Origin of the sequence: Pectobacterium cacticida, from assembly GCF_036885195.1 — a bacterium.
Classification (GTDB): Bacteria; Pseudomonadota; Gammaproteobacteria; order Enterobacterales; family Enterobacteriaceae; genus Pectobacterium; species Pectobacterium cacticida.
In genome coordinates, this window is sequence record NZ_CP133656.1 from 1,022,335 (window position 1) to 1,046,092 (window position 23,758).

The following is a 23,758-nucleotide window of genomic DNA, read 5'->3' on the forward strand; positions in this document are numbered from 1 at the left end:
AAGGCGTTGACCGCCGATCCGATTTCCACTAGTTATTGGGTAAGGTAAACCTTCCAGTAAGGGTAAGGTCAAGGGGAAATCATGAATATCAGTGATGTTGCGAAAAAAACGGGACTGAGCAATAAAACTATTCGTTTTTATGAAGAAAAGTCGCTATTGACGCCACCGCGACGTTCTGAAAAGGGTTACCGTCGCTATAATGATCATCACGTTGAAGAGCTAACGCTGCTACGTCAGGCGCGTCAGGTGGGTTTTAATCTGGATAAGTGCCGGGAACTGGTGATGTTATTTAACGATCCTCGGCGGCGGAGTGCGGATGTTAAAGCACGTACCTTGCAAAAAGTGCAGGAAATTGAGAAGCACATTGAAGAATTGCAAGCAATGCGCGAACAGTTGCTGGCGCTGGCTGAGCAGTGCCCCGGTGACGGCAGTGCGGAATGCCCGATAATCAATAACCTAGCGGGCTGTTGCCGACGGCCTGCGTAGGCAACAGCGTAATTATTATCAAGGTGAAAGGCTAGCCCAGTATCGCTATCGCTCAGTCGGACGTACATGTAGCGTGATACCATCAATGGCAATCACTTCCACAGAGGTACCGGCCGGCAAGTTCTGCTCTGCTTTCACGCGCCAACTGCTGTCGCCGATGTTAACCCGGCCGAAACCGTTGGTTATTGGCTCGGTCAAGGTGGCGCGTAGCCCGATCATTTGTTTCCCACGTTGATTGAGCGTAGAAGAGGGGAGTGATTGTGTCCGCTTACGCAGCCAATACCACCACAGCAGGGCCGTGGCGATAGTCAGGATGGCGAAAATCGTTCCCTGCCACGCCCAACCTAGCGGCATCACCCACGTGAGCACTCCGACCAACACGGCGGCTAAACCGCTCCACAGTAGATAACCACTGGCGCCCAGCATTTCGGCGGCTAACAGCAGGCCACCGAGTGACAGCCAGAACCAGTGCGCATTTTCCATCACCAGTTCACTGCCCATTATTACTCCGGCTATTTTGGCTGTCTTTAATCAGTTCCGTGATCCCGCCGATCGCACCCATCAGATTGCTGGCTTCCAACGGCATCATAATCACTTTACTGTTATTAGAAGAACCGATTTGCTGCAAGGCATCGGTATATTTCTGCGCGACAAAATAGTTAATCGCCTGAATATTTCCTGCGGCGATAGCTTCAGAAACCATCTTGGTAGCCTGAGCCTCGGCTTGTGCCGCACGTTCACGCGCTTCCGCCTCCAGGAAAGCGGATTGACGCAGCCCTTCTGCTTTCAGGATCTGCGCCTGTTTTTCTCCCTCGGCTTTGAGGATCGCTGCCTGACGTACCCCTTCGGCTTCCAAGATATCGGCACGTTTATTACGTTCGGCCTTCATCTGCGCGTTCATCGCGGCAATCAGTTCGGCTGGTGGGCGAACGTCACGAATTTCAATACGGGTGATTTTAATGCCCCACGGATTCGTGGCCTCATCAACGATGTGCAACAGCCGAGTATTAATGCTATCGCGTTGAGACAGCATCTCATCCAGTTCCATCGACCCTAAAACGGTACGGATATTGGTCATCGTCAGGTTGACGATGGCCTGTTCTAAATTGCTGACTTCGTAGGCGGCCTGCGCCGGATCGATAACCTGAATAAAACACACGGCATCGATAGTCACGTTGGCGTTATCTTTTGAAATGACTTCCTGCGAGGGAATATCCAGCACCTGTTCCATCATATTAATTTTGCGGCCAACGCGATCCATAAACGGTACAACCAAATTAAGCCCCGGCATCAGCGTCTTGGTATAGCGACCAAACCGCTCTACAGTCCATTGGTATCCCTGAGGTACGATTTTGATGCCTGACCAGACGATGATAAGCGCAACAAAAATCAAAATGGGAATGACGGTGAGCATAGTATTAACCTCTATATATGATGGTTTTCGTTAGTGTCCCAGAGAGAATTAGACAAGAATGTATTACGTTACCGATTCTAGCGCCATCCGTAGCTAAAACCTATCGTTGGCTTTAACGACAGCCGACCGGCCTTCGCCGATCGGCTAAAGAATGAAGGTAAAAGATCAAGCAGAAGTCAGCTACCGTGTTGGCTTGTTGCCGGCGGCAATCCTGCCAATAGGGGTTGCGGCGCGTTGAGGGGATGAGGAGCGCTGGCGGTATCAGCCAGCACAAAAGTGGCAACGGATGCCGACAATTGCTGAGCAAGATCTTGCAGGGATTGCGTGGCCGCCGCCGATTGCTCGACTAATGACACATTCTGCTGTGTGGCGTGGTCAATTTGGCCGACAGCAATATTGACCTGATTGATACCCTCGCTTTGCTCTTGGCTGGCACGTGCGATTTCATTCATAATTTGGCCGACGCTGGCCGCATTTTTGACCAGTGAACCGATTGACGATTCTGCGGTTTCTACCATCTCCATCCCTTCATGGATTTTATTCACAGAGTCATCAATGAGTGCTTTAATTTCTTTGGCGGCTAATGCGCTGCGCTGCGCCAGGCTGCGCACTTCGCTCGCGACGACGGCGAACCCACGCCCCTGCTCGCCAGCTCTGGCAGCCTCAACGGCCGCGTTGAGCGCCAGGATATTAGTTTGAAATGCGATGCCATCAATCGTGCCGATAATATCCACCATACGTCGCGATGCATCGCTAATGGCGCGCATTTTTTCTGTCGCTTGTTTCATCGTTTTAGTACTGTTAAGCATATCCTTTTCAGCTTCTGACGCGAGAATGTCGGCACGATGAGTATTGTCGGCGGTATTTTTCAGCGTCGCGGTTAATTGCTCCATGGAAGCCACGGTTTCTTCCAACGCGCTGGCCTGGTGTTCTGTGCGAGCTGATAGATCGCTATTTCCCGCGCTTAATTGTGATGTCGCGGTAGAAATTGCACCAGCGCAATCTCGAACCTGACTGACAATACGTCGCAGGTTGGCCGTCATATTATTTAATTCATTAAGTAAAATCCCGGCTTCATCTTTCGTTGTACTTTGGAGAGAATGCGTCAGATTTCCTTTTGCGACGTGTTGCGCCTGATGTAATGCCTGCGTTAATGGTGGAATGATACTGCGAATGACGAGATGGGAAATGATAAAACTTAAAATCCCCCCGGCTACAATAATAGATAAAAGTAATAACTTAGCTGAGTTATATTTATCATGCACGCCGTTTTCTGATTGGATCATTCTGTTATTCGATTCACTAATAAACTGTTCAGCGAGCGATTTTAGCTTTGCGCCAAGTGGCCAGGTCACATTTAATGCCTGGTCACGTAGCCGGGCTTCATTACCCACCTTAGCATCCTGAAGTAAGCGGTCACTCGATTGAGAGAAGGCTTGATATGCCTTTTTTAGTTCAGCTAATTTGTTGTTGAGTTCCGAGTCATTGGCTACCAAATGCTGTAATTGGCTTAATTTTTCGGCTAGGTTGCCACGATGTTTCTTAATTGTTTCAATCGTCGTATCAATGTCTTCCTGCTTTTCATAGATAAAGAGAGCGGATTGTTCAACGAATACGTTATTTATTTCACTAATCGCGGCATTGGCATAAGCCGTAGTGGGATACAGCGTTTGAACAATCTTTTCTATCTGATGATTAAAGCTAGATAAGTTAATGGTTGAAATAATTCCAACAATGATGACGAGTAACATCCCTGAACTAAATCCAGTATTTAACTTCGTCCTTATTCTCATGTGATATATCCTTTTTGCTATATATAATCAGTATTTTAAAATTATATTATTTCCTTATTTGGGGAAGGGGAAAAATAACCCAATAGTCGGGCTGATTCAATGGAATAATCTTCACGCGCGGGAGTTAGCAATATAAAACGTGGTTCGGTTATAGATCGAGTTCAATGTCGCCCTGAGGTCGACAGCAGCAAGGAAGGATTTCATCCGGCTGGATACAGGCCAGTGGGGGGTGGCGATAGGCGACATTGCCTTTTATCAGGCGTAACCGACAGGAACCGCAATAGCCGGAACGACACTGATATTCAATGTTGACCTGATTAGATTCCAGCACATCCAGTAGGGAGCGTCCGTCATCCGTGCAGGGAAACTGCGCACCGGATGTGCGCAGTACGATCGTTGGAATGCTCATAGGTTACAATTGGAAATCGCTCAGATCGTCATCGCTGATCTCTGAATCGATCTGGCCGACCAAATAAGAGCTGACTTCGACTTCTTGCGGGGCGACCTGCACGTTATCAGAAACCAGCCAGGCATTGATCCAGGGAATAGGGTTGGTGCGCGTCTGGAAGGGCAGCGGTAGCCCAACCGCCTGCATGCGAATGTTGGTAATGTATTCCACATATTGGCAGAGAATATCTTTGTTCAGGCCAATCATCGAACCATCGCGAAACAGATATTCCGCCCACTCTTTTTCTTGCTGGGCGGCGAGCACGAAAAGGTCGTAACACTCTTGCTGACATTCCTCGGCAATTTGCGCCATTTCCGGGTCGTCATGGCCAGAGCGCATCAGGTTTAGCATGTGTTGCGTGCCGGTCAAATGCAACGCTTCATCACGGGCGATCAGCTTGATAATTTTCGCGTTGCCTTCCATCAGTTCGCGTTCCGCAAAAGCAAACGAGCAGGCGAAACTGACATAGAAGCGAATGGCTTCCAGCGCGTTTACGCTCATCAGGCACAGATACAACTGTTTCTTTAAGGCATGCAGATCGACGGTCACACTTTTACCATTGACCTGATGCGTGCCTTCGCCCAGCAGATGGTAGTAGCCGGTAAGTTCGATCAGCGAATCATAGTAGCCAGAGATGTCCTTGGCGCGTTTTAGAATCTCTTCGTTAGTTACGATATCGTCAAACACCAACGATGGATCGTTCACGATGTTACGAATGATGTGCGTGTAAGAACGTGAGTGAATGGTTTCTGAGAAAGCCCAGGTTTCGACCCAGGTTTCCAGCTCAGGGATGGAAATCAGCGGCAGCAACGCGACGTTCGGGCTCCGCCCCTGAATTGAATCCAGCAGCGTTTGATATTTCAGGTTACTGATAAAGATATGTTTTTCATGCTCAGGCAGCGCCTGATAGTCGATGCGATCGCGTGATACGTCGACCTCTTCCGGGCGCCAGAAAAAAGACAATTGCTTTTCGATCAGCTTTTCAAAAATTTCGTACTTTTGCTGGTCGAAGCGTGCGACGTTAACCGACTGACCGAAGAACATGGGTTCAAGCAACTGGTCATTTTTATTTTGTGAAAATGTGGTATAGGCCATAAATCTCTCCCAAAAAATGCCGGGGCATTTTTCAATGTCGCGGCGGCAATCCCGCTGGGGGCGGGCAGGGACGCCCGCAATAAATAAAAGGAATAAAAGGCAGTATTGCCGTCTTTTGTTTTTGGCTTAAATCTTACACGCGCCGCCTTCGCAGCCGTCGTCCTGTGGCTCTGCCTGCAAATCGTCTTGAGCATCTTCGGCGCCGTCACGGGTGTTTTGGTAATACAGCGTTTTCACGCCGTATTTGTAGGCCGTGACCAGATCTTTCAGCAACTGTTTCATCGGCACTCGTCCAGACGGAAAACGTGACGGATCGTAGTTGGTGTTGGAGGAGATAGCCTGATCGACAAATTTCTGCATCAGCCCCACCAATTGCAGATAGCCGTCATTATTGGGCATATCCCACAGCAGCTCGTAGGCGTCTTTTAGCGTTTCGTATTCCGGCACCACCTGGCGCAGAATGCCGTCTTTAGACGCTTTAACGCTGATATGTCCTCGTGGTGGTTCAATACCATTAGTGGCGTTGGAGATCTGAGACGACGTTTCAGACGGCATCAGCGCCGACAGCGTAGAGTTACGCAAACCGAACGTTTTAATATCGTTACGCAGCGTTTCCCAGTCGTAATGCAGCGGTTCATCGCAAATCGCATCCAGATCACGTTTGTAGGTATCGATAGGCAGAATACCTTGCGCATAGGTCGTTTCATTGAACCACGGACAGGCGCCTTGCTCGCGGGCCAGCTCATTAGATGCCTTCAGCAAATAGTATTGAATCGCTTCAAATGTTTTGTGCGTCAGACCATTGGCGCTACCGTCGGAGTAGCGTACGCCGTTTTTCGCCAGATAATAGGCAAAATTGATCACGCCAATACCCAGCGTGCGGCGCCCCATCGCGCCACGCTCTGCCGCAGGAATAGGGTAATCCTGATAATCCAGTAGGGCATCCAGCGCGCGGACGGCCAGCGTTGCCAACTCTTCCAAATCATCCAGATGATTAATGGCGCCAAGGTTGAAGGCCGACAGTGTACACAGGGCGATTTCACCGCCAGCGTCATTCACGTCGTTTAGCGGCTTAGTCGGTAACGCGATTTCCAGGCACAGGTTGGACTGGCGCACTGGCGCAACCTGAGGGTCAAACGGACTGTGTGTGTTGCAGTGGTCGACATTCTGAATATAGATACGCCCTGTGGAGGCGCGCTCCTGCATCATTAATGAGAACAGTTCGACCGCTTTAATGCGTTTTTGACGAATACGGGCATTCTGCTCGTATTGTACGTACAGTCGCTCGAATTCATCCTGATCGGCAAAGAAGGCGTCATATAGCCCTGGCACATCGGAGGGGCTGAACAATGTGATCTCTTCACCTTTTACCAGACGCTGGTACATCAGTTTGTTCAACTGAACGCCGTAGTCGAGGTGACGAACGCGGTTGCCTTCTACGCCACGGTTGTTTTTCAGCACCAGCAGGCTTTCTACTTCCAGATGCCACAATGGGTAGAACAGGGTGGCAGCCCCACCGCGTACACCGCCCTGAGAGCAGGATTTCACCGCCGTCTGGAAGTGTTTGTAAAAAGGGATGCATCCCGTATGAAACGCTTCGCCACCGCGAATCGGGCTGCCGAGTGCGCGAATACGACCCGCGTTGATGCCGATGCCGGCACGCTGGGAAACGTATTTCACGATGGCGCTTGAGGTGGCATTAATGGAATCCAGGCTGTCGCCACATTCGATTAATACGCAGGAACTAAACTGGCGTGTTGGCGTGCGCACACCCGCCATGATCGGCGTCGGCAGCGAAATTTTGAATGTGGAAATGGCGTCATAAAAGCGTTTGACGTAATCCAGACGCGTTTCCCGTGGATAGCTGGAAAACAGGCACGCGGCGACTAGCATGTATAGAAATTGCGCACTTTCGTAGATATCGCCCGTGACGCGGTTTTGTACCAGATATTTCCCTTCCAACTGTTTAACCGCAGCGTAAGAAAAATTCATGTCGCGCCAGTGATCGATAAAGGTGTCCATCTGCGCGAATTCTTCCGGGCTATAGTCTTCCAGCAGGTGCTTGTCGTACTTGCCCAGTTCCACCATCCTAGTGACGTGGGTGAGTAGGGCAGGTGGTTCGAACTGGCCATAGGCTTTTTTGCGCAGATGGAAGATGGCCAGACGCGCGGCTAAATATTGGTAATCCGGGCTTTCGCGCGAGATCAGATCGGCAGCGGCCTTGATGATGGTTTCATGAATATCAGAGGTTTTGATGCTGTCATAAAACTGAATGTGCGAACGCAGTTCAACCTGAGAGACGGAGACATTGTGTAAACCTTCTGCGGCCCAAGTAATGACGCGGTGGATTTTGTCTAAATTGATTTTTTCTTTACTACCATCGCGTTTAGTAACGAGCAAGCTTTGGTTCATGTTGGGATTTACCTGTTGGTGAAAAATAAAAAATATCCCCTGTTTATTCACAGAATCAGCGCTGTGACTAACTCTGTGGATAAATACTAGATATAGATATTTTTTGCAAAATGGCTACTACATGATGCGTATTGTAGTTGGGATTCGTTGAAGAACAAGGGTTGATTTTTATGAATTTTGAGGATTGAGAAACGGCGAATTGTTAAAAACCTCATTCGATAAGGCCTGTAGCGATGTCAACGTTATTCTGACATTTGATAAGAAAAAGAAAGCACGGAGACTTTGCTGATTTTGACAGCAGAAAACGAAAATAGCGCGGCTAAAAAAGCCGCGCCGCATTTAAGATTACTCTGAGTTAACGCTATTTTTCATGGCGCGTGTGCAGCATGTAGTTTACATCCACATTTCGCCCAAGCGTAAAGCGATCCGTCAACGGGTTGTAGTGCAGCCCGATGATATGCTTTTCCCGCAGCGGCGTCCCATCAATCCAATGCATTAGCTCGGCCGGACGAATGAATTTCTTAATATCGTGCGTGCCGCGCGGCACCATATTTAATACATATTCCGCGCCAATTACCGCCATCAGCCACGCCTTGGCATTGCGGTTGATGGTCGAGAAAAAGACGTGTCCTCCAGGTCTGACCAAGGTAGCGCAGGCTTGTACTACCGATTGCGGATCGGGAACGTGTTCCAGCATTTCCATGCAGGTGACGACATCGTAGTGGCCGGGATGCGCGAGCGCGTGCGCCTCTACCGTTTCCTGCACATAATCGACGGTGACGCCGCTTTCCAGGGCATGCAGACGCGCGACCTGTAGCGGTTCGGCCCCCATATCCAAGCCAGTGACGTTGCCGCCTTCGCGCGCCATGCTTTCCGCCAGAATGCCGCCACCGCAGCCGACGTCCAACACGTTCTTGCCGAACAGGCCTTCCGCATGCTCAGAAATATAACCCAGCCGTAGCGGATTAATACGGTGTAAGGGTTTGAATTCGCCTTCTAAATCCCACCAGCGCGAGGCGATGGCGGAAAATTTGGCAATCTCCTGCTGGTCAACATTCGGAGTTTGATTTTCTACATTCATGGGTCATCACGGCCTTTCGTCATCGTTTACCGCCGTGAGTATACTCTCTTCATGACGCCTGCGCAGCGCCGTGGCCGCCCCGATATCCCGATCCTCAAACGATCGGCATGACATCGGGGAACGCGTCTATCCCAAGCGTAAGGGAGTTTCCCCCGAAACGGCGGTTTGTGATATAATTTTTCACCTTTTGAACAGTTCACCTTTTCTGAACGGTTCACGTTTCTGAACACGGGTAGATGCCTAAATAGAGGGATAGCGGCTCCATGAGCGACCTTGCCAGAGAAATCACACCGGTCAACATTGAAGACGAGCTGAAAAGCTCATATTTGGATTATGCGATGTCCGTAATTGTCGGGCGCGCATTACCAGATGTTCGTGATGGACTGAAACCGGTACACCGCCGCGTACTGTATGCGATGAGCGTACTGGGTAACGACTGGAATAAACCGTATAAAAAATCCGCCCGTGTCGTCGGGGATGTCATCGGTAAATACCACCCGCACGGCGATTCCGCCGTCTATGAAACTATCGTGCGTATGGCGCAGCCTTTTTCATTGCGTTATATGCTGGTCGATGGTCAGGGCAACTTTGGTTCGATTGACGGCGACTCCGCGGCGGCAATGCGTTATACCGAAATTCGCATGGCGAAAATCGCCCATGAGCTGCTGGCCGATCTCGACAAAGAGACGGTCGATTTTGTGCCGAACTATGACGGCACCGAGCAGATTCCTGACGTCATGCCTACGCGTATTCCTAACCTACTGGTTAACGGTTCTTCCGGTATCGCTGTTGGGATGGCCACCAACATTCCGCCGCACAACCTGACAGAAGTGGTTAACGGCTGTCTGGCCTATATCGACGATGAAAACATTAGCCTTGAAGGGCTGATGGAACATATCACCGGCCCGGATTTCCCGACGGCGGCGATCATTAATGGCCGACGCGGCATTGAAGAAGCCTATCGTACCGGGCGTGGCAAAATTTACATTCGGGCGCGTGCCGAGGTGGAAGCGGACGAAAAAACCGGACGTGAAACCATCATCGTGCATGAAATTCCGTATCAGGTGAACAAAGCGCGTCTGATAGAGAAAATCGCCGAATTGGTTAAAGACAAGCGCATTGACGGCATTAGCGCGCTGCGGGACGAATCTGATAAAGATGGCATGCGTATCGTCATTGAGATCAAACGCGACGCCGTAGGCGAAGTGGTGCTGAATAACCTGTATTCGCAGACACAGCTCCAAACGTCATTCGGCATCAATATGGTGGCGTTACATCAGGGCCAGCCGAAGATCATGCCGTTAAAGGACATTCTGGCGGCGTTTGTGCGTCACCGTCGAGAAGTCGTGACGCGTCGTACTATTTTTGAACTGCGAAAAGCCCGTGACCGCGCCCATATTTTGGAAGGTCTGGCGATCGCTTTGGCGAACATTGATCCGATTATCGAACTGATTCGTCGTGCTGCTTCCCCCGCAGAAGCGAAGGCCTCACTGATTGCGCAAGCGTGGGAATTAGGCAGCGTCGCCACCATGTTAGAGCGTGCAGGCGATGATGCGGCGCGTCCTGAGTGGCTGGATCCTGAATTTGGTATCCGCGAGGGCCACTACTACCTGACGGAACAACAGGCGCAGGCGATTCTGGATCTACGCCTGCAGAAATTGACCGGCATGGAGCACGAGAAACTGCTAGATGAATATAAAGCATTGCTGGCGGAGATCGCCGAACTGCTTTATATCCTCAATAGCCCCGACCGTCTGATGGAAGTTATCCGTGAAGAGCTGGAGGCGATCAAAACGCAATACAGCGACGAACGCCGTACGGAAATCACGGCGAACACGGCTGATATCAACATCGAAGATCTGATCAACCAAGAAGATGTTGTTGTTACGCTGTCTCACCAAGGTTACGTGAAGTATCAGCCGCTTAGCGACTACGAAGCTCAACGTCGTGGTGGTCGTGGTAAATCAGCCGCGCGTATTAAGGAAGAAGACTTTATCGATCGTTTGCTGGTGGCGAACACTCATGACACGATTTTGTGCTTCTCCAGCCGGGGGCGCCTGTACTGGATGAAGGTGTACCAATTGCCGGAGGCCAGCCGTGGCGCGCGCGGTCGTCCAATTGTTAATCTGCTGCCGCTTGAGCCGAATGAACGTATTACCGCGATTCTGCCGGTACGTGAATACGAGGAAGGGCGTCACATCTTCATGGCGACCGCCAGCGGAACGGTGAAGAAAACGGCGCTGACAGAATTTAGTCGTCCACGTAGTGCGGGTATCATCGCGGTGAATCTGAACGATGGTGACGAGTTGATTGGCGTTGATCTGACCGATGGCAGTGATGAAGTCATGCTGTTTTCTGCGGAAGGTAAAGTGGTTCGCTTTTCCGAGCAGGCGGTGCGCTCCATGGGCCGTACGGCAATGGGGGTGCGTGGTATCAACTTGCAAGGTGACGATCGCGTAGTCTCGCTGATCATTCCTCGCGGTGAAGGCGATATTCTAACCGTTACGCAAAATGGCTTTGGCAAACGTACTGCTGTGAGCGAATATCCGACCAAATCGCGTGCGACCAAAGGGGTTATCTCTATTAAGGTCAGCGAACGCAACGGTAAAGTGGTGGGCGCTGTGCAGGTCGATACCGCAGACCAGATCATGATGATTACCGATGCAGGCACATTGGTGCGCACCCGGGTGTCAGAGGTCAGCATCGTTGGCCGTAACACGCAGGGCGTAACGCTGATTCGGACGGCGGAAGACGAACATGTCGTCGGCCTGCAACGTGTTGCTGAACCCGTGGAAGAGGAAGAGCTGGATGGTGTCGTGAGCGTTGAGGGCGATATTGTCGAAGACGACGATGGTGTTGACGACATTGATGGCGATGACGATGTCGCTGAAGATGATGAATAAGCTGTTTCATTAACCCAAAATGGGCAGAATAGGCCAGCGCGACGCGCTGGCTTTTTTTATCGACTCTCGGTAGTGTATCAACAAATGGGTTCTTCCATCATTTAACGGTATCCACTTGAAATATCTCGCCTCATTTCATACCACATTAAAAGTTTCCCGTTATTTATTCCGGGTTCTGGCGGTTATGCTGTGGGTGTTGGGGGCATTGATATCCATTTTTTACCTGACTCACGAATTAAATAAAAAAGAGTCGGAATTGCGGCAGGCGTTTAATCTTAGCTTCGATCAGTCGCAAGGATATGTGCGGCATGTGTCGGATATTGTGCGCGAACTCAAGAGTCTGGCGGCCCATCGCCTGGTATTGGCTCAGCAGGAAACTATGCCGACGATGGGCGAGGATCCTCAAGCCTCCATGCATGCGCTAGTCCCTGGCGCCATCTGCTCCAGGCAGCATAGTGGAAGCACTATGCCGCTTTTGTTAGGCCGATTTTTACACGATTGGCAGGATAATTTTTCTGCTATCTACGATCTTAATCGATTTTTTCTCGTCAGTGCCGATCGGCGCTGTGTTGTTGACTTTAGTATTCGTAATCAGTTTATTGACCTCGATAATTTGCTAAAGAATCTGCAAGCTAGATTCCAGGAGCAAAATAATTTTACCCAGACCGGGCGCGATGAAACGCACTATTGGATTACGCCGACATCTGACCCGGATGTCGGCTACTTGTATGCGCTGACGCCCATTTATGTGAATAACAAACTGGAAGTGATTCTGGGCGTTGAACAGACAATGCGTATGGATGATTTCACCTTCGTCGGAAAATATCCGATTAGTGCCAAACTATTGGATCAATATAATCAGGTAGTTTTACAATTTTCCAATGATAAAACGCAGGATGTTTCAACGGTAGATAGCTATCCTCCCGAGCCAAATTTTTTTGGTTATATCAATGGTTATAATGAACTTATTTTGAAAAAGGCGTTGCCGCCAACTTCATTTAGCATCGTGTATTCGTTGCCTTTAAAGGTGCTGCTATCCTATATCAGCGGACTGATGATCAACATGCTTGTGCTGAACCTTTCGTCGGCGGTCTTGCTGTTCGTGCTGGCGCGGATTTTTGAGCGAAAAATGCTGTTGCCCGCGGAGGTAAATGCGTTTCAGCTAGAGGAAAATGAGCAATTCAACCGTAAGATTGTCGCATCGGCACCCGTAGGGATTTGTATTCTGCGTATTCATGACGGCACTAATATCCTCAGTAATGAATTGGCGCATAACTATCTCAGTCTATTGACCCATGAGGATAGGGTACGCATTACCCGCATTATCTGTGAGCAGCAGTCTACCTTTGTGGATGTCGTGACCAGTCGTAATCACCACTTGCAAATCAGCTTTGTCCATTCGCGTTATCGCAATGAGAATGTGGCGATCTGTGTGCTACTGGATGTTAGCGCTCGGGTAAAAATGGAAGAGTCGCTACAGGAAATGGCGAATGCCGCCGAGCAGGCAAGTCAGTCGAAATCGATGTTCCTTGCCACCGTCAGCCATGAATTACGGACACCGCTTTACGGTATTATTGGTAACCTCGATTTGCTACAAACCAAGTCGCTCCCCCCGGACGCCAATCGCCTGGTCGCGGCAATGAATAATTCTTCCTCGCTGCTGCTGAAGATCATCAGCGATATTCTTGATTTTTCCAAGATCGAATCGGAGCAATTGAAGATAGAGCCGTGTGAATTCGCGCCTCATGAAGTCATTAGCCATATCACCAGCAATTACCTTCCGCTCGTGGTAAAAAAGCGCCTGACCTTGTACTGCTTTATCGATCCTAATGTGCCGATTTGCCTGTTTGGCGATCCCGTTAGTTTACAGCAGGTGTTGTCTAATTTGCTCAGCAATGCTATCAAATTCACGGATACGGGGTGCATCATTTTTAGCGTTGGCTGCCGTGATGGGTATTTGGAATTTGTAGTACGTGATACCGGTATGGGCATTCAGTCGCGCGAAGCGGTGAAGCTGTTCGATCCTTTTTTCCAGGCTGGGAGCGGTGTTCAACGTCATTTTCAGGGGACGGGGTTAGGTCTGGCAATTTGTGAAAAACTGGTTAATTTGATGGATGGGGATATTACCATTGAGTCGGAACCGGGGCTCGGCAGCCTATTTGGCGTCAGAATTCCCTTGTATCAAGCCCGCTATGCTCCCGCGGCGATCAGCGCCAGCTTACAAGGGAAAAAGTGTTGGCTGAGAATACGTAATGCCCGGCTTGAGGCTTATTTATTCAGGCTGTTACAAGATCGTGGGATGCAGGTCGCGCGTTATCAGAATCAAGCCGTATCGCCGGAAGATGTCATGGTTGGCGATTTTCTGCCAGAAGAAGACGTCACCGTCCGAGCGCATATCATGTTGAGTGGGGCTCATACCGGACAAGCTCAGGAAGTGAGCACAGGCCATTGGGTACAAGGAACATCCACGCCGCAGCACCTGCCCGATCTGCTTGAAAAAATTTATCGTTCCGAAAATGAGGACCGGACGCGTGTCGAGAATTCACCGCCGCTGACGCGCTATGACCAGGCCGGGAATAACGACATCATGATCCTGGTGGTTGACGATCATCCTATCAATCGCCGACTGCTTGCCGATCAACTCGTTTCTCTGGGCTATCAGGTGATAACGGCGAATGATGGCGTCGATGGGTTAAGCGTATTGGGTCATCACCATATTGATATCGTGCTGACGGATGTCAATATGCCGAATATGGATGGTTATTTATTTACCCAGCGTATCCGTGCGCAAGGGCTTCGTTTTCCGGTGATTGGCGTAACGGCGAATGCGTTAGCGGAAGAACGTAACCGTTGTCTTGGCGCCGGGATGGATCACTGTTTGTCAAAACCAGTGACGTTAGATACCTTGCAACAGGCACTGGCGTATTACAGCAATGTGGTGCGGCAGGCGCGAACAGACGCGGAATAACCTGCACCGGCGGTTGCTGGTACAGGTGATGAAGAGGCGCTTAGTCGACCTGTGTCGCGCCGCCATTAACGGAAGACAGGTAGTTAAGCAAAGCTATATCGTTTTCGACGCCGAGTTTGGTCATCGCTGACTTCTTCTGGCTGCTGATCGTTTTAATACTGCGGTTGAGTTTTTTAGCGATTTCAGTGACTAAGAAGCCTTCAGCAAACAAGCGAAGTACTTCACTCTCTTTCGGAGAAAGGCGTTTATCGCCATAGCCGCTGGCGCTGATTTTCTCCAACACTTTGGAGACGCTATCGGGTGTAAATTTCTTCCCTTTTTGCAGGGCCGCCAGCGCCTTGGGTAAATCGGTTGGCGCACCCTGTTTCAGCACGATGCCTTCGATATCTAAATCCAGCACGGCGCTTAGGATGGCGGGATTATTATTCATGGTGAGAACAATAATGGAAAGATGGGGAAAATGGCGCTTAATGTATTTAATGAGGGTAATGCCATCACCGTATTTGTCGCCAGGCATAGAAAGGTCGGTAATTAAGACGTTAGCATCCAGTTTAGACAGGTTGTTGATTAGCGCTGTAGAGTCTTCAAATTCGCCAACGACATTGACCCACTCAATCTGCTCAAGAGATTTTTTGATGCCAAAAAGGACAATAGGATGATCGTCGGCAATAATTACGTTTAGGTTACTCATCGTTTAGGTTACTCATCTTGTTGGCTACCTTGCTGCCCTTTAGGCTCTCTTGGGGATAGTAATGCATTGACAAATCTATCTATTTCACGAAGGCTAGCCTCTATCTGTTCACTATCACGCGCGATGATATGCTGTTCAAGTTGTTCACACTGCTGCTTACCGGGGTGAAGATTCAGCATAGCAAACACGCCTTTCAGCCGATGTGCCGTCTGCGAAAGTGACGGGAAATCGCCTGCTGTCGCTTCAGTATACAGCCTCTTTAAATCATCTGGTACTGTCTCCACGAACAGCGAGTAATAGTCGCTTGATGCCAATTGTGTTGCATAAAATTCGACATCATCCCGTCCTCTTTCCTGTAGCGTATCGGGAGAGGTTTCCAGTTGTAACTCGATCAGCTGAAGTAATGCCTCCAAAAGGAGGTGGCTGATATTATAATTCACCCTTAAACGGCGCGGGCCCACTGGCGTTATTGCGTCATCGTCATGACTTAATAGCAGCGTGTATTCGGCCTTATTCTGTGGGTCGTCAGTAATATATATATCGGCTTTCTGGTTCACCTGGCGTTCATCGCTAACCAGATAGTTAGCCCCCCAGCCGATTAACATATTGCCGACAATATGCTGTACTTCTTCAGACGTAATATCCAATAGGATAGTCATACCATCCAACAGCTTTTCTTCTTCAACAGGGCGCGCTTCCGGTTCTAGTTTTAGCGTTAAAATATAATGTGTACCTAACCCTGGTTTACTGTTAATGGTTAAGTTACCCCCCAGTTTATTACAGAGCTGATTACACAAAAATAAGGTCAATCCTGAATTTCGCTTGAAACGATCGGATGCGGTGGGGTGGAGAAAAGGATGTTGGATATTTTCCTGTTCTTTGTCTGAAATATTGGTTCCCGTATCGCTGATTTGGATAATCAGCGTGTCCGGCTGATTTTCTTTTCTATCTACCGACACCGTAATCTTGCCGTAATCTGTATTGGTCACCGAATAATTCAGCAGCAGCGCCAGTGTTTTTTTCAGCAGTTCGGCGTCACCCCGGTATGTTTGGTTACTCTCCAGATGGTAATGATGAAATAAAGCCAATCCCTTCTGTCGCAATCGTGGTAGCAATTCAAGCAGAACGGCATCCATTAACGCCCGCGGCGAGAAACTTTCAGTGACGGCATGCCATTCCTGCGCTTCCAATTTTTCATGCAGGGCGATATTTTCCAGTAGCTCGATAGCACAATGGATATCCGCCGTTAGCTGATGAAGTATTGCCGTCTGTTCGGTTTCCGTCTCGCAGTGGTGTAATGTGTCAATATGCTGTTGCAGCGTGTTCAGCGGCTGAGTGCATTCGCTGAGTAGGTTCTGGAATAAGCATTTTCGGGCATGAATATTCTTTTCATACTCCCGCTGAGCCAGCAGTAATTGCCGCTGTACCTGAATCTCTTTGTCCTGTTCACGCAACAGGAATAGGCAATACTCCGGCGCATGCTGACTATGTATTAGGCGGATTTCATACATTTCGTTATTAATTGTGACCTGAATAACGCCTTGATGCTCGTCTGCCATATTAGCGATTTTTTGCAGGCTAAGGTGCGGGAGCAGGCGTTCTACGCGCTCATTTTGTATGACGACTTTATTGCTACTGAAATCATAAACCAGTACCCCCATCGGAATTTTGCTGGTGGTTTCGCGGTAAATATCCAGTTCCTTTTCCAATTGGGGCGCGGCCGTTTCGCTAGGCTGTGCATATTTACGGCGGAAAAGATAAAAGCCAGCAATGGATAAACTCAGTAGCATCAGGTTCAATAACAGAAACCAGACATTATTACGCAGAGAATCGATAACCAGGCTTCTGACGGGCATCTGAAAGACGATTTTTAGCGGCGCATTAACGAGCGTAGCGGAAATGTCGATATTATCACCGCGAAGCTCCACGCTGGCCACGTCCTCACCAGTGTTGTTGCTATCCTGGCTGCTGGCAGCCGGTGTATCCGGCTTTAGCATCAGACGCTCGCGCGGGAGCGAATTTGGAATGAGATCGTTAATCGGCAGATCGAAAGCAAGAATCGTTGCCAGATGGCCAGGCTGATTGAATGTAGTGAGGAGTGTAAAATAGTAGTCGTTATAAAATCGCAACTTACGCAGTGGCGAAAAACTCTCGCGCTCGTCTAGTATATTTGCCTGTTGCAACATTTCTGTCCGCCGAGACTCGGCGATAACCGTAATATAATTGCCCCGAAACTGAGAATAAATATCTTTCAGCGTCTGAGTAGAAATCATGGTGAGGCTGTTATCGATACCGTTCAGGTAATACATGGAATAGACGTTATTTTCAGCCCCCCAAAGCACATCAAGATAGCGCGAGATTCGATAAGCCGACGCCAATGTCTCTTTATTATGCTGTCCAAAAATCAGCGCGTCTGTTTTTTGACCATTCTTTTCTACGTAAAAAACATTCGGCATTAAATTAATGGCAGTCGTGCTCGCCGCTTGGGCGTCAACCGCAGGGGTGCTGTTCAGTTTGCCATATATTTGATAGGTAAAAAAACGATAGGTATCGATACGTTTTTGTATACCTTGAGCAATGGTGGTTAACGTCTTTTTCCTCTCAGCCAACACGTCGTTGATGTAGCTATAACCAAACGTGGCGGTAAGCAGGAGAGACAATATCGTAACGAGAGAAAAATAACGCAGTGTCATGGCTGGCATCAACTGACGCTCCTGGTTAACGGACAACGGCACGCGCGCTTGCGCTGACGACCAACAGCAGCAGTGCAACAAACCCGAATGCGATAGCCAGGTTACTGAGCTGCGCAATAAAACCGAGAAGGGTCGGGCCGATCAGAATACCCGCATAGCCGACGGTCGTGATCGAGGCGATGGCCTGATTGGGTGACATGCTTTTCTGGTTTCCTGCCGCGCTAAAAAGAATGGGGACGACGTTTGATGCACCCAATCCTACCATCATAAAGCCCAAAATGGCGATTACGGCATGATCAACGGCAATCGTTAAAAACAGACCGAGCGCGGCGCAGAGGCTGCCTCCGGCCAATATAGCGTAGCGTCCGACACGATTAACGATGCGATCGCCATTTAGCCGACCGAGTGTCATTGCGCCGCAAAACGCCGCATAGCCCAGGCCAGCCTGCGCACCGCTCAAGTTACGTTCGACGGTTAAAAAGAGGGCGCTCCAGTCCAATATGGCACCCTCGGCTAGAAACATGATAAAGCACAGCGAACCGATAAACATCACCCAACCGCGTGGTAGAACAAATAACGGGCTACCGCTATCCTGATTCGCGGAACGTAGCAGGTGTTTTTGCGCCATCGCCGTGAATATCAACACCAGCGCAACAATCCCCAGTATTGCTTTTAATGGGGACAAACCAAGCCATAGCAGGGCGCTGACGCCGCCTGCGCCGACGATCCCCCCAATGCTAAAGAAACCATGAAAGCCGGACATCATTGCCCGACCGCTGGCGCGTTCTACGATAATGGCCTGAATATTCATCGCGACATCAATCATACCGATAGCAATGCCAAAGAAAAGAAGTGCTAATGCCATTAGCGGCAGCGTTCCGGCCTGGGTTAACGTCGGCAATATCACACAAAGCAGCGCGCTAGCCAGCAGAATCACGCGACGGCATCCCCACTTGTTGGTGAGGAACCCGGTTAGCGGCATCGCGAAGAGAGAGCCAATACCAAGAGAAAGCAATAGCATCCCCAAAGAAGCGTCGCTGATGGTCAGTCGCGTTTTGACAAATGGCACCAGCGGTGCCCAGGAAGCCATAGCAAAACCCGCGACAAAGAAGACGATGCGCGTTGCTATCCGGGTCTTTTGGCCGGAGATATTCGGGTTCACGAATAACGGGCCGACATTCAGTGTGCTACTCATTCTGGCAAGACTATCCGGTCAATGTCACAAGGGTCTATTTTTACCATAACTCGCTGCTCGAAGGGAAAGAATCCTGGCGCCTCAGTAAGAGGCGGAGGACTGTATTTAGCAAGGGGGATGTCACAAAAAAATGCCGATGAAACCATCGGCAGAAAAATAGAGGGATAGAGAAATAGAGAATAACAATGATGATGAAATAAGATCTTAAAGCGAGCACGGCTCCCCGTTTTGCCGTTTGGTGCGATATCCGTTCATAGCTGAAGTTAAGATTGTAAGAACCTATCCCATTAGGCCCGCTTTACTTGCCATTTTCGCCCAGGGCCGTGCTCGAAATCCTCACGTACTCCGTGTACGCTCCGGTTTCTGCGCGCTGTCCGCGACCAAACTGACGGCGCCAATGACGCCAACTGAAAGAGGCGCTAGGAATAACCGCGTGAGGCAAAAATGTAGTGAGGCGTCTCCCATTAACAGGTGTTAAGCGGCCTTGCATAACCTCTCACCCGCCCCCGTTTTTTCCCGTATAATCCCTTACTTTACGTTAGGTTTCCGGGGTAAAGGTGACACGACTTTCCGACTTGCTGCGGCGTTTGCAGCAGGATTTGCGCGAGCCGCAGCCAGCGTGCGCGGGCTTCAGACAAATCTCGCATTCTTTGACTTTTAGCCTCAGCGAGGTGCCCGAGTTGTTACCGTGGCTAGCGGCTCAACGGGTATATCCGCAATTTTATTGGCAGCATCGTCAAGAGCGCGAAGAGACCGTCCTGTGCGGCAAGGTGCGTGAGTTTCGCCATATTCAGGACGCAGAAACCTTTCTTATTCAGCTGGCGCGCGATCCCGATGTGCGTATTTGGGGGATGAATGCTTTTAATCAAATGAAAGCTGACAATATCTCATCGCCAGCGTATCTGTTTTTACCCAGAGTAGAACTGCGATGTCGTGGGAATAGGCTGAGTCTGAGCATTAATCTATTCAGCGAAACCTCATTACAGCAGGATGCTGCCGATGCCTCGGTATTCATTACCCATCTATTGTCATCCGAGCCATTGCCGCCTTTACATGCTCAGGTTCAGTCCGTAGAGCATCAGCCGTCGCATCAGGGATGGGTAGACCTTCTTGGGCGGGCGCTACAGGACATCAACGCTGGGTTGATGGAAAAGGTTGTCCTGGCGCGGGCGACGACGTTAACGCTAACACAGCCGTTACGGGCTACCACCTTTATGGCCGCCAGCCGCGCGGTGAACCACCATTGTTACCATTTTATGCTGGCGCACGACGCCCACCATGCGTTTCTCGGTTCTAGCCCGGAGCGGCTTTATCGTCGTCGGGGAGAGGAATTGGCAACGGAGGCGCTGGCAGGCACGGTGGCAGGCGATCGCGATGCGAATAGAGCTGCTGAATTGGCCGATTGGTTGCTGAACGATCCCAAAAATCAGTGCGAGAATCAGTTGGTTGTCGACGATATTTGCCAACGCTTACAGCCGTTAGCACAGACGCTGGATGTGATGCCGCCGGAAATCGTGCGTTTGCGTAAGGTGCAGCATATGCGTCGTACTATTCACGCAACATTACGTACCACATCCGATACGGCGTGCCTGCATGCATTACAGCCGACGGCGGCAGTTGCCGGTTTGCCTCGGCACGCGGCGCGCCGTTTCATCGAAAAACATGAACCGTTTGAACGCGGCTGGTATGCAGGATCTGCAGGTTATCTTTCGCGCCAGCAGACGGAATTCAGCGTGGCGTTGCGCTCGGCTCAAGTGCAGGATCATATTGTGACGCTTTACGCCGGTGCAGGAATTGTCGCGGGATCTGATCCAGAACAAGAATGGCAGGAGCTGAAAAACAAAGCTGCCGGGCTTAGATCGCTGTTAGACGGTGATATGTCATAGTTTTGTTTTATGTTTGTTGTGCCAAGTACGGGGTTATATCAAAGTCAGTGAGTTTAAAAAAAATATAATGAGTGCGATCGTGGCGTTCGCTAAAGGTCGGCTTGGTTGCCAACCGTTCGATCATGAATCTTTTGCCTTAATCCATCATTTACCGTGGGCATGAAGCCCACGCAGGGAAATGGCGGGCATAATCTGCAACTTGAGCCGTTGAGTTCATCATGTCAACAAGTGTATTTAATCGCCGCTGGGCGACATTATTGTTGGAATCGCTGACCCGTCATGGCGTCCATCATGTCTGTATCGCGCCGGGTTCTCGTTCAACGCCGCTCACCTTGTCGGCAGCGGATAATCCTGCGCTGATTTGCCACACGCACTTTGACGAACGCGGGTTGGGACATTTGGCGCTGGGGCTGGCAAAAGCCTCGCGTGAGCCGGTGGCAATTATTGTGACGTCAGGTACGGCTGCCGCAAACCTGTATCCTGCCGTCATCGAAGCCGGGCTTACCGGCGAACGTTTAGTGATCCTGACGGCTGACCGTCCCCCGGAACTGATTGACTGTGGGGCCAATCAGGCGATTCGTCAGTCGGCGCTTTACGCATCGCATCCTACTTTGGCGCTGGATTTGCCGCGCCCCACACCTGATATTCCGGCAAGTTGGCTGGTTTCCTCCGTGGATAGCGCCATGGCGCGCTTGACGCACGGCGCATTGCACGTCAACTGCCCCTTTGCCGAACCGTTATACGGCGCCGATGATGACATGGCGTATCAGGATTGGCTGATGGCGTTGGGCGACTGGTGGCACAGTCGTGAACCCTGGCTGCGTGAAATGCGCCAGAGTACGCTAACGGTGCAGTCAGACTGGTTACAATGGCGGCAAAAGCGCGGCGTTGTTCTTGTCGGTCGCGTGAGGCCGGAGCAGGGCGCACGTCTCGTCGCGTGGGCTAACACGCTCGGCTGGCCGTTGATTGGCGATGTGCTTTCGCAAAGCGGTCAGCCGCTGCCTTGTGCAGATATTTGGCTGGCGCATCCGGGGGCGATAGCGTGCTTACGACAGGCGGACATCGTCTTACAGTTTGGCGGGAGCCTCACCGGTAAGCGCGTGTTGCAATGGCAGGCGCAGTGCCAGCCACAAGAGTTCTGGTTGATTGACGCGTTGCCGGGGCGGCTCGACCCGGCCCACCATCGCGGACGTCGTCTGGTCGCTGACGTGGGCGAGTGGCTGTCTGCGCACCCGGCGCACCAACAGGCGCCGTGGGCGGATATGTTGGTGGATATGGCCGATAAAACACAGCGGCAGATTGATACGCATCTGGCTTCCCGCTTTGGTGAGGCGCAACTGGCGCGGCGTATTTCGTCGCTGCTGCCGCCGGATGGACAACTGTTCGTCGGTAATAGCCTTGTCGTTCGTCTGATCGATGCGTTGGCGCAACTTCCGCCAGGATATCCGGTGTTTGGTAATCGCGGCGCCAGCGGTATTGATGGCCTGATCTCCACGCTGGCCGGCGTGCAGCGTGCCACGGCAAAACCGACGCTGGGCATCGTCGGCGATCTCTCTGCGCTCTACGATTTGAATGCGCTGGCGCTGCTACGTCAATCTCCCGCTCCGTTGGTGTTAATTGTCGTGAACAATAACGGTGGTCAAATATTTTCCCTACTGCCGACCCCCGTTGCGCAACGCGACACGTTCTACTGCATGCCGCAAAATGTGGAGTTTGGCCATGCCGCCGCCATGTTTGGCCTGAATTACGTGCGAGCCACAACCTGGGAAGCCGTAGCGGATGCGGTAGCGACAAGCTGGGTTGAGGGGGGCGTAACCTTGTTGGAAGCGATCGTTGAACCGCAAGACGGCGCGGAAACGCTCAATGAACTGGTTGCACAGGTGGCGATGTGGCCCTATTAAATCTTCATCCGCTGAACTGCCGAAAAGTGATGCCGAGCACGCTATCCCCGATGCAGCCGTGGCTAGTCTGCCTGCATGGTTTATTAGGTAGTGGGGAGGACTGGCTGCCAATTTTGCCGTTTTTTCCTGATTGGCCCGTGCTGCTGGTGGATTTACCCGGACACGGCGCGTCACGAACGATTGTCACAACCGATTTTGCCGCAGTGAATCGTCAACTTAGCGCGACGCTGAGTGAGCAGGGCGTCGAACGTTACTGGCTGCTGGGCTACTCGCTCGGCGGACGTATTGCGATGTATCACGCCTGCGCGGGCCAGCATGACGGCATGCTGGGGTTACTGGTCGAAGGCGGACACCCTGGTCTGCCAACCGCCGCTCAGCGTGAGGAACGCCGCCGCCATGACGCGCGTTGGGCGCAGCGCTTTCGGCAGGAAACGTTACCCATGGTCTTACAGGATTGGTATCGGCAGGCGGTCTTTGCCGATCTGAATGACCAACAACGCGAGCAGCTTATTACGCATCGGTGTCGGAATCATGGCGCTTCCGTCGCAACTATGCTGGAAGCGACGTCGCTGGGCCAACAGCCCTTTTTAGCCGATGCGCTTCGGCACCTGTCGCTGCCCTTTATGTATTTATGCGGTGCCAGCGACGTGAAATTTCACACGCTGGCGGCGCACTATGGCCTGCCCGTCGTACGCGTTGCACAGGCGGGCCATAATGCTCATCAGGCGAACCCAACGGTCTATGCCGATCGGGTTCGCGCTTTTATTTCGCCTCCCGTTAAGGATTGATAAT

At 50.8% G+C, this 23,758-nt stretch carries 16 protein-coding genes; 6 read left to right on the top strand and 10 right to left on the bottom strand.

Annotation, left to right across the window (positions count from 1 at the left end; translation table 11 throughout):
• Positions 1-81 precede the first annotated feature (81 nt).
• Positions 82-486: a Cu(I)-responsive transcriptional regulator gene (cueR, locus tag RFN81_RS04805; RefSeq protein ID WP_264498028.1), complete on the top strand. Its 405-nt coding sequence runs from the start codon at positions 82-84 to the stop codon at positions 484-486.
• A gap of 45 nt (positions 487-531) precedes the next feature.
• Here cueR and RFN81_RS04810 read toward each other — a convergent pair whose 3' ends face one another.
• The 7 genes from RFN81_RS04810 to ubiG all read right to left on the bottom strand — a co-directional run bounded on the left by RFN81_RS04810 (position 532) and on the right by ubiG (position 8,729).
• On the bottom strand, positions 532-987 hold the full coding sequence (locus RFN81_RS04810) for an NfeD family protein (RefSeq protein ID WP_264498029.1): 456 nt from the start codon (positions 985-987) through the stop codon (positions 532-534).
• Positions 977-1,900 carry an SPFH domain-containing protein gene (locus RFN81_RS04815; RefSeq protein ID WP_264498030.1) on the bottom strand — a complete coding sequence of 308 codons (924 nt, stop codon included), beginning with the start codon at positions 1,898-1,900 and terminating at the stop codon, positions 977-979. Before RFN81_RS04815 ends, RFN81_RS04810 begins: the two co-directional genes overlap by 11 nt.
• Positions 1,901-2,076: 176 nt before the next feature.
• Complete coding sequence (locus RFN81_RS04820; RefSeq protein WP_264498031.1) at positions 2,077-3,693, bottom strand: methyl-accepting chemotaxis protein; 1,617 nt, start codon at positions 3,691-3,693, stop codon at positions 2,077-2,079.
• A gap of 148 nt (positions 3,694-3,841) precedes the next feature.
• Positions 3,842-4,102 carry a class I ribonucleotide reductase maintenance protein YfaE gene (gene yfaE, locus RFN81_RS04825; protein ID WP_264498032.1) on the bottom strand — a complete coding sequence of 87 codons (261 nt, stop codon included), beginning with the start codon at positions 4,100-4,102 and terminating at the stop codon, positions 3,842-3,844.
• Between the two features lie 3 nt (positions 4,103-4,105).
• On the bottom strand, positions 4,106-5,236 hold the full coding sequence (gene nrdB, locus RFN81_RS04830; protein WP_264498033.1) for a class Ia ribonucleoside-diphosphate reductase subunit beta: 1,131 nt from the start codon (positions 5,234-5,236) through the stop codon (positions 4,106-4,108).
• A 126-nt stretch (positions 5,237-5,362) separates the two neighbouring features.
• Entirely contained in the window at positions 5,363-7,648 is a 2,286-nt protein-coding gene (gene nrdA / locus RFN81_RS04835) for a class 1a ribonucleoside-diphosphate reductase subunit alpha (RefSeq protein ID WP_264498034.1), read from the bottom strand.
• Between the two features lie 361 nt (positions 7,649-8,009).
• Positions 8,010-8,729: a bifunctional 2-polyprenyl-6-hydroxyphenol methylase/3-demethylubiquinol 3-O-methyltransferase UbiG gene (ubiG, locus tag RFN81_RS04840; RefSeq protein ID WP_264498035.1), complete on the bottom strand. Its 720-nt coding sequence runs from the start codon at positions 8,727-8,729 to the stop codon at positions 8,010-8,012.
• A gap of 263 nt (positions 8,730-8,992) precedes the next feature.
• Between ubiG and gyrA the strand changes: the two genes are divergently transcribed.
• Together gyrA and rcsC are read left to right on the top strand one after the other, a co-directional pair.
• Positions 8,993-11,632, top strand: a complete 2,640-nt coding sequence (gene gyrA, locus RFN81_RS04845; protein WP_264498036.1) for a DNA topoisomerase (ATP-hydrolyzing) subunit A — start codon at positions 8,993-8,995, stop codon at positions 11,630-11,632.
• Between the two features lie 115 nt (positions 11,633-11,747).
• Positions 11,748-14,600 (top strand): two-component system sensor histidine kinase RcsC, encoded by a 2,853-nt coding sequence (gene rcsC / locus RFN81_RS04850; protein WP_264498037.1) that lies wholly within the window; start codon positions 11,748-11,750, stop codon positions 14,598-14,600.
• Between the two features lie 40 nt (positions 14,601-14,640).
• On the opposite strand, the gene rcsB is transcribed toward rcsC, so the two are convergent.
• Genes rcsB through RFN81_RS04865 form a run of 3 tightly spaced genes read right to left on the bottom strand, consistent with a single transcriptional unit; the run spans position 14,641 to position 19,179 of the window.
• On the bottom strand, positions 14,641-15,291 hold the full coding sequence (gene rcsB, locus RFN81_RS04855) for a response regulator transcription factor RcsB (RefSeq protein WP_205551193.1): 651 nt from the start codon (positions 15,289-15,291) through the stop codon (positions 14,641-14,643).
• A gap of 8 nt (positions 15,292-15,299) precedes the next feature.
• Positions 15,300-17,993 carry a phosphotransferase RcsD gene (gene rcsD / locus RFN81_RS04860; protein ID WP_264498038.1) on the bottom strand — a complete coding sequence of 898 codons (2,694 nt, stop codon included), beginning with the start codon at positions 17,991-17,993 and terminating at the stop codon, positions 15,300-15,302.
• A gap of 16 nt (positions 17,994-18,009) precedes the next feature.
• Positions 18,010-19,179: an MFS transporter gene (locus RFN81_RS04865; protein WP_264498039.1), complete on the bottom strand. Its 1,170-nt coding sequence runs from the start codon at positions 19,177-19,179 to the stop codon at positions 18,010-18,012.
• 557 nt (positions 19,180-19,736) lie between these two features.
• Here RFN81_RS04865 and menF point away from each other — a divergent pair.
• From menF to menH, 3 genes are all read left to right on the top strand, one after another.
• Positions 19,737-21,065, top strand: coding sequence for an isochorismate synthase MenF (gene menF, locus RFN81_RS04870; protein ID WP_264498040.1), 1,329 nt, complete (start codon positions 19,737-19,739; stop codon positions 21,063-21,065).
• A 218-nt stretch (positions 21,066-21,283) separates the two neighbouring features.
• Complete coding sequence (gene menD / locus RFN81_RS04875; RefSeq protein ID WP_264498041.1) at positions 21,284-22,966, top strand: 2-succinyl-5-enolpyruvyl-6-hydroxy-3-cyclohexene-1-carboxylic-acid synthase; 1,683 nt, start codon at positions 21,284-21,286, stop codon at positions 22,964-22,966.
• Between the two features lie 29 nt (positions 22,967-22,995).
• Entirely contained in the window at positions 22,996-23,754 is a 759-nt protein-coding gene (gene menH, locus RFN81_RS04880) for a 2-succinyl-6-hydroxy-2,4-cyclohexadiene-1-carboxylate synthase (RefSeq protein ID WP_264498876.1), read from the top strand.
• Positions 23,755-23,758 lie beyond the last annotated feature (4 nt).

Bases quoted from the DNA above. Each gene is read 5' to 3' on its own strand.
- RFN81_RS04810 (WP_264498029.1), bottom strand. From the start codon at position 987: ATGGGCAGTGAACTGGTGATGGAAAATGCGCACTGGTTCTGGCTGTCA.
- rcsB (WP_205551193.1), bottom strand. From the start codon at position 15,291: ATGAGTAACCTAAACGTAATTATTGCCGACGATCATCCTATTGTCCTT.
- menD (WP_264498041.1), top strand. From the start codon at position 21,284: ATGTCAACAAGTGTATTTAATCGCCGCTGGGCGACATTATTGTTGGAA.
- gyrA (WP_264498036.1), top strand. From the start codon at position 8,993: ATGAGCGACCTTGCCAGAGAAATCACACCGGTCAACATTGAAGACGAG.
- ubiG (WP_264498035.1), bottom strand. From the start codon at position 8,729: ATGAATGTAGAAAATCAAACTCCGAATGTTGACCAGCAGGAGATTGCC.
- RFN81_RS04815 (WP_264498030.1), bottom strand. From the start codon at position 1,900: ATGCTCACCGTCATTCCCATTTTGATTTTTGTTGCGCTTATCATCGTC.
- cueR (WP_264498028.1), top strand. From the start codon at position 82: ATGAATATCAGTGATGTTGCGAAAAAAACGGGACTGAGCAATAAAACT.
- menH (WP_264498876.1), top strand. From the start codon at position 22,996: ATGCCGAGCACGCTATCCCCGATGCAGCCGTGGCTAGTCTGCCTGCAT.
- yfaE (WP_264498032.1), bottom strand. From the start codon at position 4,102: ATGAGCATTCCAACGATCGTACTGCGCACATCCGGTGCGCAGTTTCCC.
- nrdB (WP_264498033.1), bottom strand. From the start codon at position 5,236: ATGGCCTATACCACATTTTCACAAAATAAAAATGACCAGTTGCTTGAA.
- nrdA (WP_264498034.1), bottom strand. From the start codon at position 7,648: ATGAACCAAAGCTTGCTCGTTACTAAACGCGATGGTAGTAAAGAAAAA.
- rcsD (WP_264498038.1), bottom strand. From the start codon at position 17,993: ATGCCAGCCATGACACTGCGTTATTTTTCTCTCGTTACGATATTGTCT.
- RFN81_RS04820 (WP_264498031.1), bottom strand. From the start codon at position 3,693: ATGAGAATAAGGACGAAGTTAAATACTGGATTTAGTTCAGGGATGTTA.
- RFN81_RS04865 (WP_264498039.1), bottom strand. From the start codon at position 19,179: ATGAGTAGCACACTGAATGTCGGCCCGTTATTCGTGAACCCGAATATC.